Here is a 15,798-nt window from a genome sequence, read left to right on the forward strand (position 1 = left end):
GAACATGCAATTTCTAGCTCAAGATTCGCCAAATAAAACTGCATTAAGCGTGGCAAATCAGCTTTTGAGTTTTGCTGAATTAGAAACAGCAGTCCACAAGATGTCGTTACAATTAAAAAAACTGCCCAAAGGTATATTGGTTTTATATGCAACCGCACAGCCTCTATTTGTCATTCAATTATTAGCTGCTTTACACATCGGGAAACCTGTCGCTCTTTTTGCCCATCAAGAATCAGAACAGTATAAACGGGCCATTTTAAGTACAAGTATGACCGTTGATGCTCGAGGTGAGCTCCTGGAAATTCAAGAAAATAAACAGATAAAACCTCATCCTGAACTCGCTTTGGTGCTCTTTACTTCAGGAAGCACAGGCCAAATGAAGGCAGTGCAACTTTCTCTAAAAAATATCATTGCAAATTGTCAGGCGGTTATTAAGGCGCTTGCGTTTTCTAGAATTACCGATCAATTATTATTTTTACCTTTATCGTACTCTTTTGGCCTGCTTGGGCAATTGCTCCCCGGGTTAATCGCTGGGATAAAAACACAACTCATCACGCAATTTACTGACATTAAAACACTGTTTGAAACGCATACTATTCCGCAAATGTGGAGCGGGGTTCCCTCTCATTGGGTCGCGATTCATAAAATGGCAACACTTTTTCCAGAAGCTGCCGCAAAAATAAAAGCGATTGTCTCTGCTGGAGCTCCTTTGAGCATTATATTGCGTGACAGCTTAATGCATACTTTTCCCAAAGCAATAATTTATAATAATTACGGTTTAACTGAAGCCTCCCCGCGTGTCCTGACTTATTCAAGCAAAGATCCATTATTCCTAGAAGATTTTGCCGGTTATCCAATTGGGGATTGGCAAATCCGTTTATCAGAGGACAATGAGTTACTCATTAAAGGCAGCCAACTCATGCTAGGCTATCTGGGCGAGAAAAAACAAAGCCGAATGCAAGATGGTTGGTTTTTTACTGGAGACTTGGCAGAACAATTACCTTCAGGTTTGGTGGCAATTAAAGGACGTTTGGATCATATCGTCAATATTGGTGGTGAAAAGGTCAATTTAATTGATATAGAGCATAAAATTTGCCAAATTAAAGGAATTAAAGAAGTGATTGTCATCCCTGTGCCTGATGAGTTGTATGGTATCCGTTTACTTGCATGCCTGGAGCGAGATAATTTCAGTACTACCACCACAGAACAAATACTTTGTGACCAGTTAAAACACCATTTTTTACCTAGAAAACTTCCAATTACAGTGCAATTATTGGATAAATTGCCACGTAACCAACATGGAAAACTTGATAGAAAAACACTGCTTTTAAGCCAAAAGGAAAAAAACCATGCTCACTGAACGAATTCGCAATACATTAACAAAAATTGGACTTGCCTATCCTCATCAAGATACATCCGCTTCATTGGAGCAAGGAGGTCTAGACAGCTTAATGTTAGCTTTACTCATCATCGAGTTAGAGCGGGAATTCAAAATTAAGATCCCTGTTATGCCTTTAGTAAAAGAACATTATGAATCAATAAACAGTATTGAAAAACACTTAATTGAGCTGGGGGCACAATGAATATTTTGATTACTGGCGGCTCATCGGATATCGCTCAAGCCATAGTCAAGCGACGACTGCAATTAGGTGATACAATCACTATTACCAGTTCCAGCAAGGAGAGTCTAAACAAAACATTGGAGCATTATAAACACCACGAAATGCAGGTTCATGGTTTGGTATATCATTTTTCCAATCCGGAAGCCAGCAAGGAAGAATTGCAAAACCTACTGCAGGAACCTTTAGATGGTGTCATTCTCAACGCGTTTACACGGGTGAGTCAACTACGAAAATTACACGCATTATCCTATCCTGCATTACGTACTTACATCGACGATAATTTGCATGGCAATATCTGGTTAATTCATCACTTATTACCTGCTTTATTAGCCAATAAATTTGGACGATTGATTCTGATTTCCAGCCTTTCTGCAATTACAGGAACCAGTCGGTATGGGGCTTATTGCGCAACCAAAGCGGCGCTTGAAGGATTATTTTTAAATCTTGCAGTAGATTATAGTGCCAATAATATTTTATCCAATATTGTGCGTGTTGGTTTAGTTAAAACATCAAGAACCGAGCAATTCTGGAAAAAATCTGCTTATCAAGAAAAAATGGCACAAATTATTCCTCAAGGCATGATGGGAGAGGCGGCACAAATCGCAGAGGCGATGGATCCCTTATTATCCAAAACCTCATTTATGACAGGCTCTGTCATTACTGTAAGCGGCGGTTTACCGCTCATGCGTTCTGAAGGAATATTATCATCATGAATTTGTTGCGTGCTGAAAAAAACATATACCTCAAAGGTCCTTTTACCGCATTGCCTGAGAGGATTGTGAGTAATCAAGAAGTGCTTAATTGGATGAATAGTACACAAAGTCCAACTCTGGTAAGCTTCTCGACAGGGATTAGAAACAGACGCTGGGTCAATGAAGATCAGGCATGCAGTGATTTGGCTGTATTGGCGGCAGAAAAGCTGTTTGCCGCAAAACCGGCAGAAAAAAATAAAATCAATCAAATTATTTTAGCAACGATATCAGGAGACTATCTTGCACCGCCAACCAGTCCCCTAGTACAGCACCGACTTGGATTACAGAACACAGGGGCTTTTGATATTGGAGCAGCCTGTGCCGGTTTTGTAGTTGGTTTGCATACAAGTGCAGCCATCACACAAGCAAGTATGGGTGCCATCTTATTAATTGCCAGCGAGATCCGCTCCAAATTTTTAAATAAAAATAATTTTGCCACCAGTGTTCTCTTTGGTGATGGAGCAGCTGCATGTGTTGTGTCTACCAATAAAGAAAATGCAGAATTTCGTTTTATTGCCTCCGCTTTATTTGCTGACGGCGAAGTCAGCGATACGGTATCTACCCCTGCAGGAGGTTCACGCCTACCTGCAGCACATTGCCAAGACCCTGAACTGTTTTACATCACGATTAAAGAAAATACCGCCCTATTTGTCAAAGCAGTGCATGGTATGGTTGATGGGGCAGAAGAATTCCTCAAAGCATTAAATCTTACTACTGCGGATATCCAATGGTTGGTCCCGCATCAAGGAAATAAAAATTTAGTTTTATCTGTTGCAAAACAATTAGGTTTTCCTGAAGAACGTATTGTTAAAACCGTGGAAGAAACGGGTAATACTTCCGGATCAAGTGTGGGTATCGCTCTGGATTTTCTTCGTGAACATACACCTATCAAAGCAAAAGATAAAGTGTTATTAGTTGCTGCAGGTGGAGGCGGTATTGCCGCTTGTGCGCTTTTGGAAGTCATTTAATGTATTGTAGCCTGGGTGCAGCGAAGCGAAACCCGGGTTTGAAATGACCAATTTTCCCGGGTTCCGCTTCGCTGCACCCAGGCTACAATCCCAAACGATAGTTTGTTTTTTATTAAAAACTTAATTTAGAACTAAACCAAAACTCGGCTAACGGTGTTCCTTTATAATGCGCCAAATGAAAATTAAAAAATTCTTTCGCTGCGTTTTTTTTATTGCTTTGTAATAAACAAAGCAAATAAGTCTGTGCAATGATTTCTGACTGTGCATCACTGCCACCAATTTCAGTGTACCTGGAAATACAAGGAGCCATTAAATCGCAGGCTACTTGAAAATCATTATTAACAAAAGCATGAATCCCTTTGCTCAAAGGTAAGATAACTGAAAACCACAGCGATTGATTATATCCCTTCACTAAGGTTTGAGCATAAGTTTCAATTGCTGCCAGGGATTTCTGAACTTCGTTCTCTTGACCTAAGCGGGTGAGACAATATACATAATGGACTGTGTTAAAACCGGTATAATGCATCAAAGGGTTTTTATCAAGATAACTTGCAAGAACATTAAATTGCTCTAATTGCGGCAGCCCAGCCATGTCGAGACGCCATAATAATGAGATGGCATCTATTTGTTCAGTAATGATTTGGGGGCAGGTACCAAAAATAACAGGATATAAGTCCATTACCTTATCAACTTGTCGTAATGCAAGGTAAAATAAAGCCAAATGCCAACTGTTATGTCCACGAAGAAGTGTTGAGATCTGCTCCCAGCTCTCCCGGAACGTTTCTAAAGCTGCTATTCCTTTTGCACTATTCGTTGTGTTGAGATAGATATGAGCTAGAGTATGATGCGCCCAAGGTGTAAGTGGTTCGATGAGCAAGGCCTGTTCTGCCAAACGTTGCGCATCTGATATATGTCCTGCCAATTCCGCTGCAAAAGAATGCATGGCTAAAAAGTGGGATTCATCCTGATTATGTGCTGCTATTCGTTCGCAAAATTTCAAATAATGATGGCCGTGGTAAGCTTGTCCCGAACAATAAAATAACCATTCAGCAAACTTTGCTGCTAAAGTATCGCGCGGATATAAAGCCGTTAAAGCCTCTAAAATAGTTAAAGCACTTTCATACTCCAAATTCATCCATGCTTTAACCGCCTGATAAGTCAGTTTTTCTCTTAAATTAACTGAATACAATAATTTTTCAGCGTGCATTAAATGTTCTTTTGCTAAAACAGTGTCTGGATCAGTCTGGGCATAAAGATAAAATGCAGCAGTATAAACTTGGAGGAGTAAATTATCAGGATTAGTTTTGACTGCATCTAAAATAAAATAAGGCTCCTTGCCTGCGGCTAAGACTTGTTGATGAAAGTGATTGATGCTTTCTATAACCTGCAATGACTGAGTCGTTACTGATAAGCCACGATTTGTTTCCATTTTTTTCCTGATGGAGATTCACTTTCTTCTTTTATTATATATCTCTTTAAGAGAAATAGAATTAAACAAAATAACTCAAAAAAATAAGAACAACGATATGATTCAATTGCATCAAGCAGAGTCATCGAATAATCTAATGACTCAAATAAAAAAGGGACAAAAATATGAAGAGTCAAAAAGAATTATTCGAATTTTTATGCGAATTAATTGATGTACAAATTAAAAAATATGCTTCATTAGCAAAATTTGGTGTTGGTCCAGATGCACGTCTTAATGCAAAACTTGTTTTCGGGGAAGTGAATGAATTATTGACGTTTGCTGAGCAACTAATAGAAGACTTAGAAAATCCAAAACAGGGTAGCGCGGCTCAAGAACATTTTACTTCTCTTTTTAGTCAAACAAAATTTTATATTGAACAAGAATATGTAAGAGCTTATGCAGGATGGTTGCTTTCTGAAAATAACATCCACTCGGAAGTTAAAGAACGGGTAGAAGAACAATTAAAGCAACTCACGCAAATAGGACAATCAGCACAAATTGACAGTTCTATACCTTCCAAACCACTAACTGAGGTACAAGAACAATGTGAATATGACAGCATCGCCATTGCTTTTCGTATTTTAGATTTAGCTAAAAACGTCAAAGAGAATCCAGAAATAGAACTCCCTAGTAACATACCGCTACACGCGCGTAACATATTAAAACAAAATGCTATAACTCGCTATCGCGTAGAAGAGTTTGCGAAACCAATCGAGGAGCTCCATAAAAAATATAATGAATTTTTAGGCCAGTCGAAACTCAAAAAGAGTAATGATGTGTTATCAAAAGAAGACGCTCAATCCCATCAAAAAACGCATAAAGAAAAATGGGAAAATTTATTTAATCGTTATAAGAGCATTGAACCTTCTTCACAATTGTTCTCTCCCGATCATGAATGGTATAAGGTTGCCCTTCCTGAAAAAAAGAAGTCTGAGATGGGCTATTCCTCACGAAACCTTATGCTATTTGGCGGAATCGCTATAACTGGCGTTGTAGCAATTTATATGCTTATGTCTTATTTCATGCAATTAGATGATGAGAACTCTTTAAGTTCTGTCTTGAAATTCTAATTAGGGTTGTAGCCTGGGTGAAGGCGTAGCCGTAACCCAGGTTCAGGATTTATTTATGAGAAAAGATGTCAAATCCATATGAACAAAAAAAACAGTTACGCCTGGGTAAACGCAAACAAATCTTTATAAGTATGAAAATTCATCGCATCCTCTTCAGTCACTGTTAAATTATATTCTTCACTAAGAATAGCCAGTAACTCAACGATTTTTAAAGAATCTAAATGCAAGTCTTCGATTAGCGCCGTATCATTATGAATTTCTTCTGCTTTCGTACCTGATAATTTGGATATAATATTTTTTAATTCTGTCTCAGTAATTTTCATAAACAACACCTCTTAATGATCTTTTGAGGCCAGATAATACCATGAAGCGAGGGAACCTAAGCCTAAAATAAGTAAGATTATAGCTAAAGAGAGTTGGCCATACCATTCACCTAGAGCAATAATCCCGCTTGACAAGGCAGCGCTTAAGTCTTGCATGCATGCATATAGTGCCCCTACTGTTCCCGCCATATGAGGAAATGGATGAAAAGCCCCCGCAAATGCATTGATAAAAGTAAACCCCATCCCCATGCTAAATAATGATACAGGAATCATGATGGAGAGCACATTCTTCAATCCTATGAGGGACAAAAATAGCATGGTAAAACCGCCTATTATCATAAAAACAATTCCAATAAATACCATGTAGGAAACACCTTTTCTCATCACCATTTGGCTATTAATTATTCCGCTCACACAAATTGCACCAGCAATAAAAATGGTCAATTGACCAAACTCTATAGGACTAAGACCTAATGTATCCTGAAAAAGAAAAGGAGCAATCGCGAGGTAGCCAATTATACCCGCGGAAGCAAGACAGGCGCATAATGCATAGCCTAAAAATACTTTAGATTTTAATAAGGTTAAATAATTATCGCGCATAACTCTGAATTGAGTTGCATGAGGGTTAAGATTTTTATTTGTTTCAGGTAGAGTGCATAACGCCAAGATCCATATAACGATACCAAATACGAGCAAAAATAAAAAATTGATACGCCATCCAAAATGTTCCTGGATATATCCCCCTAAAACTGGAGATGCCACCATAATAAAAACACTCACAATCCCTACATAAGAACCTATTTTAGATAAAATTCTGTCAGTAAAAAGATCGCGAACTAGAGAGCGGCCTACAGAGCCACAACATCCAATGCCAAATCCCTGAATAAAACGGCCAATAATCAAGACTAAAACAGATGGAGCAAGAAAACAGCATAAGCTGCCTAAGATACTTAGGCCGACACCAAATATAAGAGGCGGTTTACGACCAATTTTATCCGATAAAGGACCATAAAATACATGGGAAATACTCAAACCCAGCATAAAAAGAGATAAGGTTAATTGAATGGATGCTTCATTACTGTGAAACTCTTTAGTAATGGCAGGTAATGAAGGAACATACTGATCAGTAGTCATCTGCATCAAGATCATGAGCATTAAAATAACAAAAATCAGCAAAGGTTGTAACGAAATCTGTTGAACATCATTTTCTTTGTGCATCAAAAAACCCTTTTCAACTTCTGGATTAATGCCCTACTCTAAACTAAGTCCATGGTGCAATCACACCATGCTTAGTCCCAAAATAATCAAACAACAAATAAAACCAATAAACCACGTAATTGATCTTAAGGAAGCCATATCCATTAAATAAAAATAGCTATAAATAACTCGAGAAACGATAAAAATAATCGCCAAAATTTGAATGGTTATTCCGATGTGATGAGTGGCTATTGCAGTTAATACAGCAGTCGCAAATACAATCAACGATTCGAAACTGTTTTGATGCGCTGCAACTGCTCGCGCGCCCATTCCTTGTAATCTTGCCTGTTGCGCTCGTGGATAATGATTATCATATTTCCCTTCTTTTTGCATAAAATTAGCAACAACAAGCTTGAGAAAATAAGGGAACAATATCGCAATGAACAAACAAATAATTAAAGTGGTCATAGGCAATTTTTCCTGCTAGTAATGGCTCACATCTTCTATAAAAAATCATCATAGCCTGGGACAACAATGCACAACCCGGGTTACAAAAAAATTTAAATGAGCTCCTGTTTACAGCCCCTAAGGGTAGATTATTACTTCTAATTACTAAAAACGAAACCATAATAGCGAGAATATTCACCCAGCACAATGACTCATATCTCCCCTATTCAATAAGGAAAATAGTACTTTCTACCAATTAATTTCTTCTGCTATGATGAATTTATCGAGTTGTTATCATTTAAAGGATTGTATTATGGTGCAAGATGAGTCAAAAAAAAAATCGAAAGGGCATATCGTCTTATCCTCACATCCATCTGGGCATACCGCTGCACCGCTAAAAATAAAATGGGGGGCAGAAAACCCTAAAGAGCGCGGCCCGGTAATTGCCTCACTTACGAATATAAAAAATCGTAATGCCGTCGGCACACACTCTGGCTCATACTCAGTTTATCGAGCACTGGCGGTTGCTGCCGGAGTGTTGGATTCCGAGCATGTACCGGACCTTACTGATACTACGCCCCCTGTAGACATTGGCCCACATCCCCAATGGAACGATACCCAGAAAATCATCTCCCTCGATCCGTGGGGGCATCTTGTTGCCAGTGTATTCTCGGAAGAAATTCAAGCAGGATATGATATTCGCCCTACAATAGCAGTTACCAAAGCACATATTAATATTCCTGAGTTGCATACAGCCATCCAAAAAGGCCGCCTCAAACCTGATGGAAAAATATTAAAAGAGTCAGGTGATGTCGCGGTCACTAAAGTCGCTGTGGAACCGGTTTGGTATTTGCCTGGAATTGCCGAACGTTTTGGAATTTCAGAATCACTTTTACGTCGTACCTTATTTGAGCAAACAGCCGGGATGTTCCCCGAATTGGTAACACGTTCTGATTTCGATGTTTTTTTACCACCTATAGGTGGATTAACCGCCTATTTTTTTGGTGATGTAACCACCATCCACGATCCCAAAATTGAGCTTACCTGTCGTATTCATGATGAGTGCAATGGTTCTGATGTATTTGGCTCCGATATTTGTACCTGTCGGCCCTATTTGGTACATGGGATTGAATTATCTATTGAATCTGCCCAGAAAGGTGGCGCTGGTTTGATTGTTTATAATCGAAAAGAAGGAAGAGCTTTGGGCGAAGTGACCAAATTTTTAGTCTATAACGCTCGCAAAAGGCAGAAAGGTGGAGATACTGCTGCTAAGTACTTTGAAAGAACAGAGTGTGTCGCAGGAGTCCAAGACATGCGCTTCCAAGAACTCATGTCGGATATTTTACATTGGCTTGGCATTACCAAGATTCATCGTTTTGTTTCCATGTCCAATATGAAATATGATGCGTTACTCAAATCAGGAATTCATGTTGTAGAACGGGTAACCATTCCCGATGAACTCATTCCTCTTGATGCACAAGTAGAAATGAATGCCAAACGTGCAGCAGGCTATTATTCACCTGATCGAATCGTTGATATTAATGAATTAGCGAAAACCAAAGGACGTGATCTTAATGAGTAATGAACAAGAAATTGCCCGAGTATTAACCACATTAAGGGAGCCTCGTACTATACGCGTACGCTCCCAAGCTATTTTAGAGCGAGTCAAACAGGGCCAATCAGCATACTTTTCCATAGACCCAGAGAAAATGACCTCTACAGCTTCATTTGTCATCGAAGTTATTCAGGATAATTATCCAAATCTTGATATTCCATACCACAGTCGTTGGCGTCATTTTGAAGCAGGGAACATTAATCGAATAAAAAAAATGCAGGAACAATTAGGGACCTTATCTGCAGATGAATGGGGTAAAATTCTTTACGAACTGGTTATCATTAGTGTATTCCTAGATGCAGGCGCTGGCCAATACTGGCGTTATAAAGAGTCTGAATCAGGAATCGAATATTCGCGCTCCGAAGGTCTTGCCCTAGCAAGCCTATCTCTTTATCAAAAAGGAATGTTTAGTGCGCATCCATCTCAACCGTTGCGAGTGGACGCGGAGCGTTTATTGGCTTTTAATGAAGCCGATCTACGTGATGGTTTTCAAGTCACTGCTAAAAATCCTTTAGAGGGTCTTTCCGGACGAGTTGCATTGCTGAATCGACTCGGTGCGTTAATACAACAGGACGAACATCATTTTGGAAAAGAAAGCCGCTTAGGTAACTTTTATACTTACATGAGTTCTTTAGCAGCAAATAACCTACTTACTGCATCGCAGATTTTTCATGAAGTGCTCGATGCATTTACTGAAATATGGCCAACAAGACTGCTCTTTCATGGAATCCCGCTTGGGGATGTGTGGCGATATAACGCATTAAAATCAAATGAATCTGGGTCGGAATACATCCCATTTCATAAATTATCTCAATGGTTAACTTATTCTTTGATTGAACCCTTGGAACAAGCAGGAATTACAGTGACTCATCTGGAAGAACTTACTGGTTTGCCAGAATATCGAAATGGCGGTTTACTCATCGATTGTGGGTTGCTGCAAATTAAAAATAAGAAAATTCTGGAAGAAGCACTCCCGCCAGATGCAGAAGCGATTGTAGAATGGCGTGCGCTAACCGTTACACTATTGGATGAATTAGCCGCGTTAATCAGAAAAAAACTGCAAAAAAGTGCCAAAGAACTTCCTTTGGCTAAAATTTTGCAAGGAGGCACCTGGGAAGCAGGGCGACGAATTGCCAAACAAAAACGCTCCCAAGGTATTCCACCTATTCAGATTATTAGTGATGGCACCGTCTTTTAATTTAAAGCATATGTAAGCCTGGGTAAAGGCGCGCAAACCATAACCCGGGTTTTCTAATCATGATTTCCCGGGCTTCGCTTTACCCAGGCTACATTTTTCACATAAGACCGCGTTTTTGGAGTTAAAATGAATAATCAACACGTTGTTGTAGTGCAACATCCATTAATTCAGCATAAGCTAACCATTATGCGTCAAAAAGATACCAGCACCGTTAAATTTCGCACATTAATGCATGAAATCAGTATGCTGCTTGCTTATGAAATCACTCGTGATTTGGAAATGGAATATGAAGAAATCGAAACACCTTTAGCCATCATGCAATCACCGGTTTTAAAAGGTAAAAAAATGGTTTTTGTTTCAATTTTGCGCGCGGGGAATGGTTTAGTCGATGGCATGTTACAACTTGTACCTACAGCACGAATTGGCCATATTGGCTTGTACCGTGATCCTAAAACCTTAGAAGCTGTTGAGTACTATATTAAGCTTCCAGAACATACTCGAGATCGTGATGTCATTGTAGTTGATCCCATGTTGGCGACTGGAAATTCAGCAATCGCTGCGGTCAAGGAAATTAAGGCAATCGAGCCTAAATCCATCAAATTTCTCTGCCTGCTTGCCTCTCCAGAAGGAATAGCAGCATTTCATGAAGAGCATCCAGAGGTCCCTATTTTTACGGCAGCCATAGACCAGCAGCTCAATGAAAAAGGCTATATTATCCCAGGATTAGGTGATGCAGGAGACAGACTTTATGGCACAAAACTGGAGTATTAGTCACTAAATAACAAGGAAATATACATAGGACATCCTCAGTACAAAAGCAAATTTTGTTGAAATATTGGATTCGCAGTGTTAATATTGAACATTGTGCTCGGTATTATATAAAGGATGTTTTAATGTCATCAAATGAATCTGCAGCAATACTTTCACCTCTGGCAGTAAATAAAAAGTATTCATGGGCAAAACATGATACCGTTTGGATGTTAAGTCTTTACGGTACTGCTGTAGGTGCTGGCACCCTTTTTCTTCCAATAGATGCCGGACTTAATGGGATTTGGCCCTTAATCATCATGGCTGTACTTGCCTTTCCCATGACATACTTTTCGCATAGAGCACTATGCCGTTTTGTTTTATCAGGTTCTTCTACTCAGAATGACATTACCGATGTGGTTGAAGAACATTTTGGTACTTTTGCAGGAAGGATACTGACTGGTTTATATTTTTTTGCAATTTACCCCATCTTATTAATGTATAGCGTAGCAATTACGAATACTACTGAAAGCTTTCTTGTGAATCAGCTAGGTATGTCCGCCCCCCAAGGGCGCTTTTATCCATAATCCTTATCCTTGCGCTCATGGCTATAGTCCGCTTTGGACAGGAAATTATTGTCAAGTCCATGTCTTTATTGGTCTATCCTTTTGCAACTATATTATTGTTTTTATCTGTTTATTTAATTCCCAACTGGAATAATGCCATCTTACAACAAACCAACTCATTGCATGCTAATGGAGGACATGGACTGTTAATGACTGTATGGTTAGTCATTCCAGTCATGGTATTTTCTTTTAATCATTCACCAATTATTTCTTCTTTTGCTGTCAATCAAAAACAGCAATATGGAATTGATGCAGATAGTAATAGTACAGCGATCATGCGTTACAGTCATTTGCTCATGGTCTTTTCAGTGATGTTCTTTGTATTCAGTTGTGTTTTGAGCCTTTCACCTCAAGACCTTTTACAAGCGAAACAACAAAACATTTCTATCCTGTCTTATTTAGCAAATCATTTTAAAACACCTCTGATTGCTTGTATCGCTCCTATTATTGCCTTTATTGCGATTTCCAAATCCTTTTTAGGGCATTATTTAGGTGCTAAAGAAGGTTTAAGCAGCATTATTGTAAACCTGTTAAAACCAACAGGAAAAACGATAAGTCAATGCAAACTGCAACGCGTCATTGAAATTTTTATGGTTCTCACGTGTTGGATTGTAGCCACTATAAACCCCAACATCTTAAAAATGATAGAAACCCTGGGTGGGCCTGTTATTGCTATCTTATTATTTATTATGCCTATGTATGCAATTGCCAAAGTTCCGGCAATGAAAAAATATAAAACAGATCGTGTCAGTAATGTATTCACAACAATCATGGGTATTATCGCTATCTCAGCAATATTGTATGGCTTGCTGTAAAATGGATCGCAGCCTTCACATTGAACTCTACTCCGACGTCCCGCGGCTTGTCCGCGGGATCCAGAAGATCTGCGCTAAAACACTAGCCCCCGCGGACAAGTTGCGGGGCGTAGGCAGGGATGTGCTCAAAAGACAGGGTACTTCACTCCAGTTACATTAATGACACGTATAACACATTAACTCCTATTTTCATTCCTACCAAAATATGAAACAATTCATAACAATTTTTATTCAATACTATTTCGATGCACGTTGAATTTCACCACATACCCATAGAAAACATTCAAGCGGGACAATATCAACCCAGACAAGATTTTAATGACACCACATTAAAAGAACTCGCTCAATCAATTGCATCACAAGGTTTAATTGAACCGCTAATCGTCAGATCAATCGCAAAACAACGTTATGAAATTATCGCCGGCGAAAGAAGATGGCGCGCCGCAAAAATAGCGGGATTACAAACTGTTCCTTGCCTCGTCGGAAATTATAGTGATAAACAAGCATGCGCCCTCACTCTAATAGAAAATATTCAACGAGAAGATTTAAACTTGATTGAAGAAGCAAGTGCTTATCGACGTTTGATTGATGAGTTTCATTATCATCAAGATGAAATAGCTACTTTAGTAGGGAAATCACGCAGCCATATTGCCAATATTATTCGGTTATTGGGTTTAAGTGAACAAATAAAAAATTTAATTCGCAATAAAACCTTGTCATTGGGTCATGCGCGGGTTCTTGTAGGGTTAGAACCAACCCATCAGGAATATTTAGCGAAACAAACCATAACGCAACAATGGTCAGTAAGACAGTTAGAACATGCGGTAAAAATACAAAAAAATAAAGAATGCTCTCCGTCACAAAATGCAAAAAGAGATCGAGACATTGAGCGGCTCCAATCCGTATTAGGAGAACAATTAGGGGCACCAGTACAAATAATAAACGATAATGGTGATGGCGGATGGTTACAAGTTAAATTTTTTGATAATGATACGCTTGCGGGACTTTTGGAGCGATTAGGCTTGCGATATGATTAGACGATGGTTAGCAATTTTCTATTTTGCATATGATAAAACAAAAGGAACGACATCAATGAAAAGGATGTTTACTGGCGCATTTTTATTAGCATTATCCACGCTATCATATGGTATCAGCATTCAAGGCGAAGTAGATAAATTAATTAGCCGCGTCAATCCAAATGTTAATCTTGGAGCTGTCGTTCTTGACCTCACTTCTGGACAAACGCTCTATCGCCGCAATGCAGGACGTTTGTATATCCCTGCAAGCAACATGAAGCTTTTTTCTGAAGCAGCTGCATTAATGGTACTTGGTCCAGATTATCGTTTTGAAAATCGATTAAGTATGAGCGCAGGAAAAATACAACAGGGAATACTCCAAGGAAATGTTTATGTGCAACTAAGTGGTGATCCTTCATTTAATCGTAATGATTTAAAAGCACTGCTTTCCTCATTGAAAGAATGGAATATCAATACCATTCAAGGTAATGTATACATCGACAGCAGCCTCGCACAAGTTGATCCCTATCCTCCTGGCTGGCTCGCTTCTGATTTGTCTTACAGCTATGGTGCACCAAATGCCCCGGTCATGGTTGACTCCAACCGCTTGACTGTTACCGTAAATCCAGGAGCTCAAGCTGGAGACCCTGCGATTGTTGAAGTAGATGATGGTGGTGGTGCTATCGTATTAAATAATCAGGTAACAACAAAACCAAATGCCAAAGGTTGTGGCGTGGGTTTTAGTTTGGATCAAGACAATCATTTAACTGTCCGTGGTTGTGTCGGAGTTGGTCAATGGGCAATACAACAACGTTTGGCTATAAAAAATCCTTTAATGTATGCCCAAGGCATGATCAAAACTCAATTGGCAAAAGATGCTATTCAACTCAATGGCGAGGTACAATTAGGAAAAACTCCCGCAGGTTCTTTATTAATTGCAACACAACACTCTAAGCCCGTGTCACAACTGATGGCAGATACTTTAAAACCATCTGATAATCTCTACGCAGACAGTTTGTATTTGCATGCAGCAGAAAAACTCAAAGGAGCACCAGTTAATTGGCGAGATGCTGAACCCTTGATTAAGAACTTTTTACAATCACAAACAGGAATCGATTTTACTAATGCGATTTTTACGGATGGGTCAGGCTTATCGCGCTACAGCCTAGTTACTCCAGAGCAAACCATCTCGCTATTAAAGTTTTTATATCAACGTTTTCCTTTATCTTATGAATACATATCGGCATTACCTATATCCGGACGTGACGGAACTTTGCAAAAAAGATTCCGTATCCCCACACAACAGGGTTTTGTTCGTGCTAAAACAGGTACTATGACTGGAATAAATAGTCTTTCAGGATATTTATATACTGCCAATGGCCATACATTGGCATTTGCAATGTATGTCAACAGACAACCAGGTAAAGCCTCTGGACCTGGACGCCCTGTATTGGATGCTTTATGCACTTATTTCTTGCAAAAGAACCCGGACAGCAATAGTTTGAGTCGAATTTTTTCACCTCATCAACGTATTAGTTTCCAATCAAATCCTACCCAAGCCGAAAAACAAAAAGCACATCAGGCTAAATGGAGGCGTTTGGAATCCGCACTACGAACTGCTTTGAAGGGTCAATCTGTAAATATAATATATCGAGGCAATGAACTTATAGTAAACGATAACCAGGCCGCTCCTGAAAAGGTATGGTCCGCACTACAAGCCGTGGTAAAGAAATATCCTTTTGGAGTGATGTTATCCTCCAATACTCTATCGATTAATCCCTCAGGTAGTCCTGCCCTACTCTGGGTGCAAACAGATACTCCCAATCAGGTACAAAGAACCTGGAGTATTCGTGAAGCAGCTTAGGAATGCATTGTCGTGAAACAAAGTAAAACTTGGGAATTGAAAGGCCACAAAATTTTCGAGTCTGATTAGG

Annotated in this window: 14 protein-coding genes and 1 pseudogene; 11 read left to right on the plus strand and 4 right to left on the minus strand. The window is 39.2% G+C overall.

Going from position 1 to position 15,798, the window contains the following annotated elements; all coding sequences use genetic code 11:
• Positions 1–4 precede the first annotated feature (4 nt).
• From DY223_RS12735 to DY223_RS12750, 4 genes are read left to right on the plus strand one after another with little or no spacing between them, the layout of a single operon-like run.
• Positions 5–1,360, plus strand: coding sequence for a class I adenylate-forming enzyme family protein (locus DY223_RS12735; protein ID WP_058460053.1), 1,356 nt, complete (start codon positions 5–7; stop codon positions 1,358–1,360).
• On the plus strand, positions 1,350–1,583 hold the full coding sequence (locus DY223_RS12740) for an acyl carrier protein (protein WP_058460052.1): 234 nt from the start codon (positions 1,350–1,352) through the stop codon (positions 1,581–1,583). Before DY223_RS12735 ends, DY223_RS12740 begins: the two co-directional genes overlap by 11 nt.
• Positions 1,580–2,335: an SDR family NAD(P)-dependent oxidoreductase gene (locus DY223_RS12745; protein WP_058460051.1), complete on the plus strand. Its 756-nt coding sequence runs from the start codon at positions 1,580–1,582 to the stop codon at positions 2,333–2,335. Before DY223_RS12740 ends, DY223_RS12745 begins: the two co-directional genes overlap by 4 nt.
• On the plus strand, positions 2,332–3,342 hold the full coding sequence (locus DY223_RS12750; RefSeq protein ID WP_058460050.1) for a 3-oxoacyl-ACP synthase III family protein: 1,011 nt from the start codon (positions 2,332–2,334) through the stop codon (positions 3,340–3,342). The genes DY223_RS12745 and DY223_RS12750 overlap by 4 nt, the downstream gene beginning before the upstream one ends.
• A 112-nt stretch (positions 3,343–3,454) precedes the next feature.
• Here DY223_RS12750 and DY223_RS12755 read toward each other — a convergent pair whose 3' ends face one another.
• Positions 3,455–4,771, minus strand: a complete 1,317-nt coding sequence (locus DY223_RS12755) for a tetratricopeptide repeat protein (RefSeq protein WP_058460049.1) — start codon at positions 4,769–4,771, stop codon at positions 3,455–3,457.
• 164 nt (positions 4,772–4,935) lie between these two features.
• On the opposite strand from DY223_RS12755, the gene DY223_RS12760 reads away from it, so the two are divergent.
• Complete coding sequence (locus DY223_RS12760) at positions 4,936–5,880, plus strand: hypothetical protein (protein ID WP_058460048.1); 945 nt, start codon at positions 4,936–4,938, stop codon at positions 5,878–5,880.
• A 95-nt stretch (positions 5,881–5,975) separates the two neighbouring features.
• Here the strand turns inward: DY223_RS12760 and DY223_RS12765 are convergent, their stop codons facing one another.
• From DY223_RS12765 to DY223_RS12775, 3 genes are read right to left on the minus strand one after another with little or no spacing between them, the layout of a single operon-like run.
• Positions 5,976–6,203 carry an acyl carrier protein gene (locus DY223_RS12765; RefSeq protein ID WP_058460047.1) on the minus strand — a complete coding sequence of 76 codons (228 nt, stop codon included), beginning with the start codon at positions 6,201–6,203 and terminating at the stop codon, positions 5,976–5,978.
• Between the two features lie 12 nt (positions 6,204–6,215).
• Positions 6,216–7,421 carry a multidrug effflux MFS transporter gene (locus DY223_RS12770; RefSeq protein WP_058460046.1) on the minus strand — a complete coding sequence of 402 codons (1,206 nt, stop codon included), beginning with the start codon at positions 7,419–7,421 and terminating at the stop codon, positions 6,216–6,218.
• Positions 7,422–7,481: 60 nt separating this feature from the next.
• Positions 7,482–7,868, minus strand: coding sequence for an MAPEG family protein (locus DY223_RS12775; RefSeq protein WP_058460045.1), 387 nt, complete (start codon positions 7,866–7,868; stop codon positions 7,482–7,484).
• A 292-nt stretch (positions 7,869–8,160) separates the two neighbouring features.
• On the opposite strand from DY223_RS12775, the gene DY223_RS12780 reads away from it, so the two are divergent.
• The 6 genes and pseudogenes from DY223_RS12780 to dacB all read left to right on the plus strand — a co-directional run bounded on the left by DY223_RS12780 (position 8,161) and on the right by dacB (position 15,728).
• Positions 8,161–9,429, plus strand: coding sequence for a GTP cyclohydrolase II (locus tag DY223_RS12780; protein ID WP_058460044.1), 1,269 nt, complete (start codon positions 8,161–8,163; stop codon positions 9,427–9,429).
• A complete protein-coding gene (locus DY223_RS12785) occupies positions 9,422–10,660 on the plus strand; it encodes a URC4/urg3 family protein (protein ID WP_058460043.1) in 1,239 nt (412 codons plus the stop codon). The genes DY223_RS12780 and DY223_RS12785 overlap by 8 nt, the downstream gene beginning before the upstream one ends.
• A 126-nt stretch (positions 10,661–10,786) precedes the next feature.
• Positions 10,787–11,431, plus strand: coding sequence for a uracil phosphoribosyltransferase (gene upp / locus DY223_RS12790; protein ID WP_058460042.1), 645 nt, complete (start codon positions 10,787–10,789; stop codon positions 11,429–11,431).
• A 122-nt stretch (positions 11,432–11,553) separates the two neighbouring features.
• Positions 11,554–12,848: pseudogene (locus DY223_RS12795) on the plus strand (serine/threonine transporter).
• A 245-nt stretch (positions 12,849–13,093) separates the two neighbouring features.
• Positions 13,094–13,885 carry a ParB/RepB/Spo0J family partition protein gene (locus tag DY223_RS12800; protein ID WP_058460040.1) on the plus strand — a complete coding sequence of 264 codons (792 nt, stop codon included), beginning with the start codon at positions 13,094–13,096 and terminating at the stop codon, positions 13,883–13,885.
• A gap of 55 nt (positions 13,886–13,940) precedes the next feature.
• Positions 13,941–15,728 carry a D-alanyl-D-alanine carboxypeptidase/D-alanyl-D-alanine endopeptidase gene (gene dacB, locus DY223_RS12805; protein WP_058460544.1) on the plus strand — a complete coding sequence of 596 codons (1,788 nt, stop codon included), beginning with the start codon at positions 13,941–13,943 and terminating at the stop codon, positions 15,726–15,728.
• The last annotated feature ends 70 nt before the right edge of the window (positions 15,729–15,798 follow it).

The sequence above is a fragment of the Legionella bozemanae genome, assembly GCF_900450575.1.
Lineage (GTDB): Bacteria > Pseudomonadota > Gammaproteobacteria > Legionellales > Legionellaceae > Legionella > Legionella bozemanae.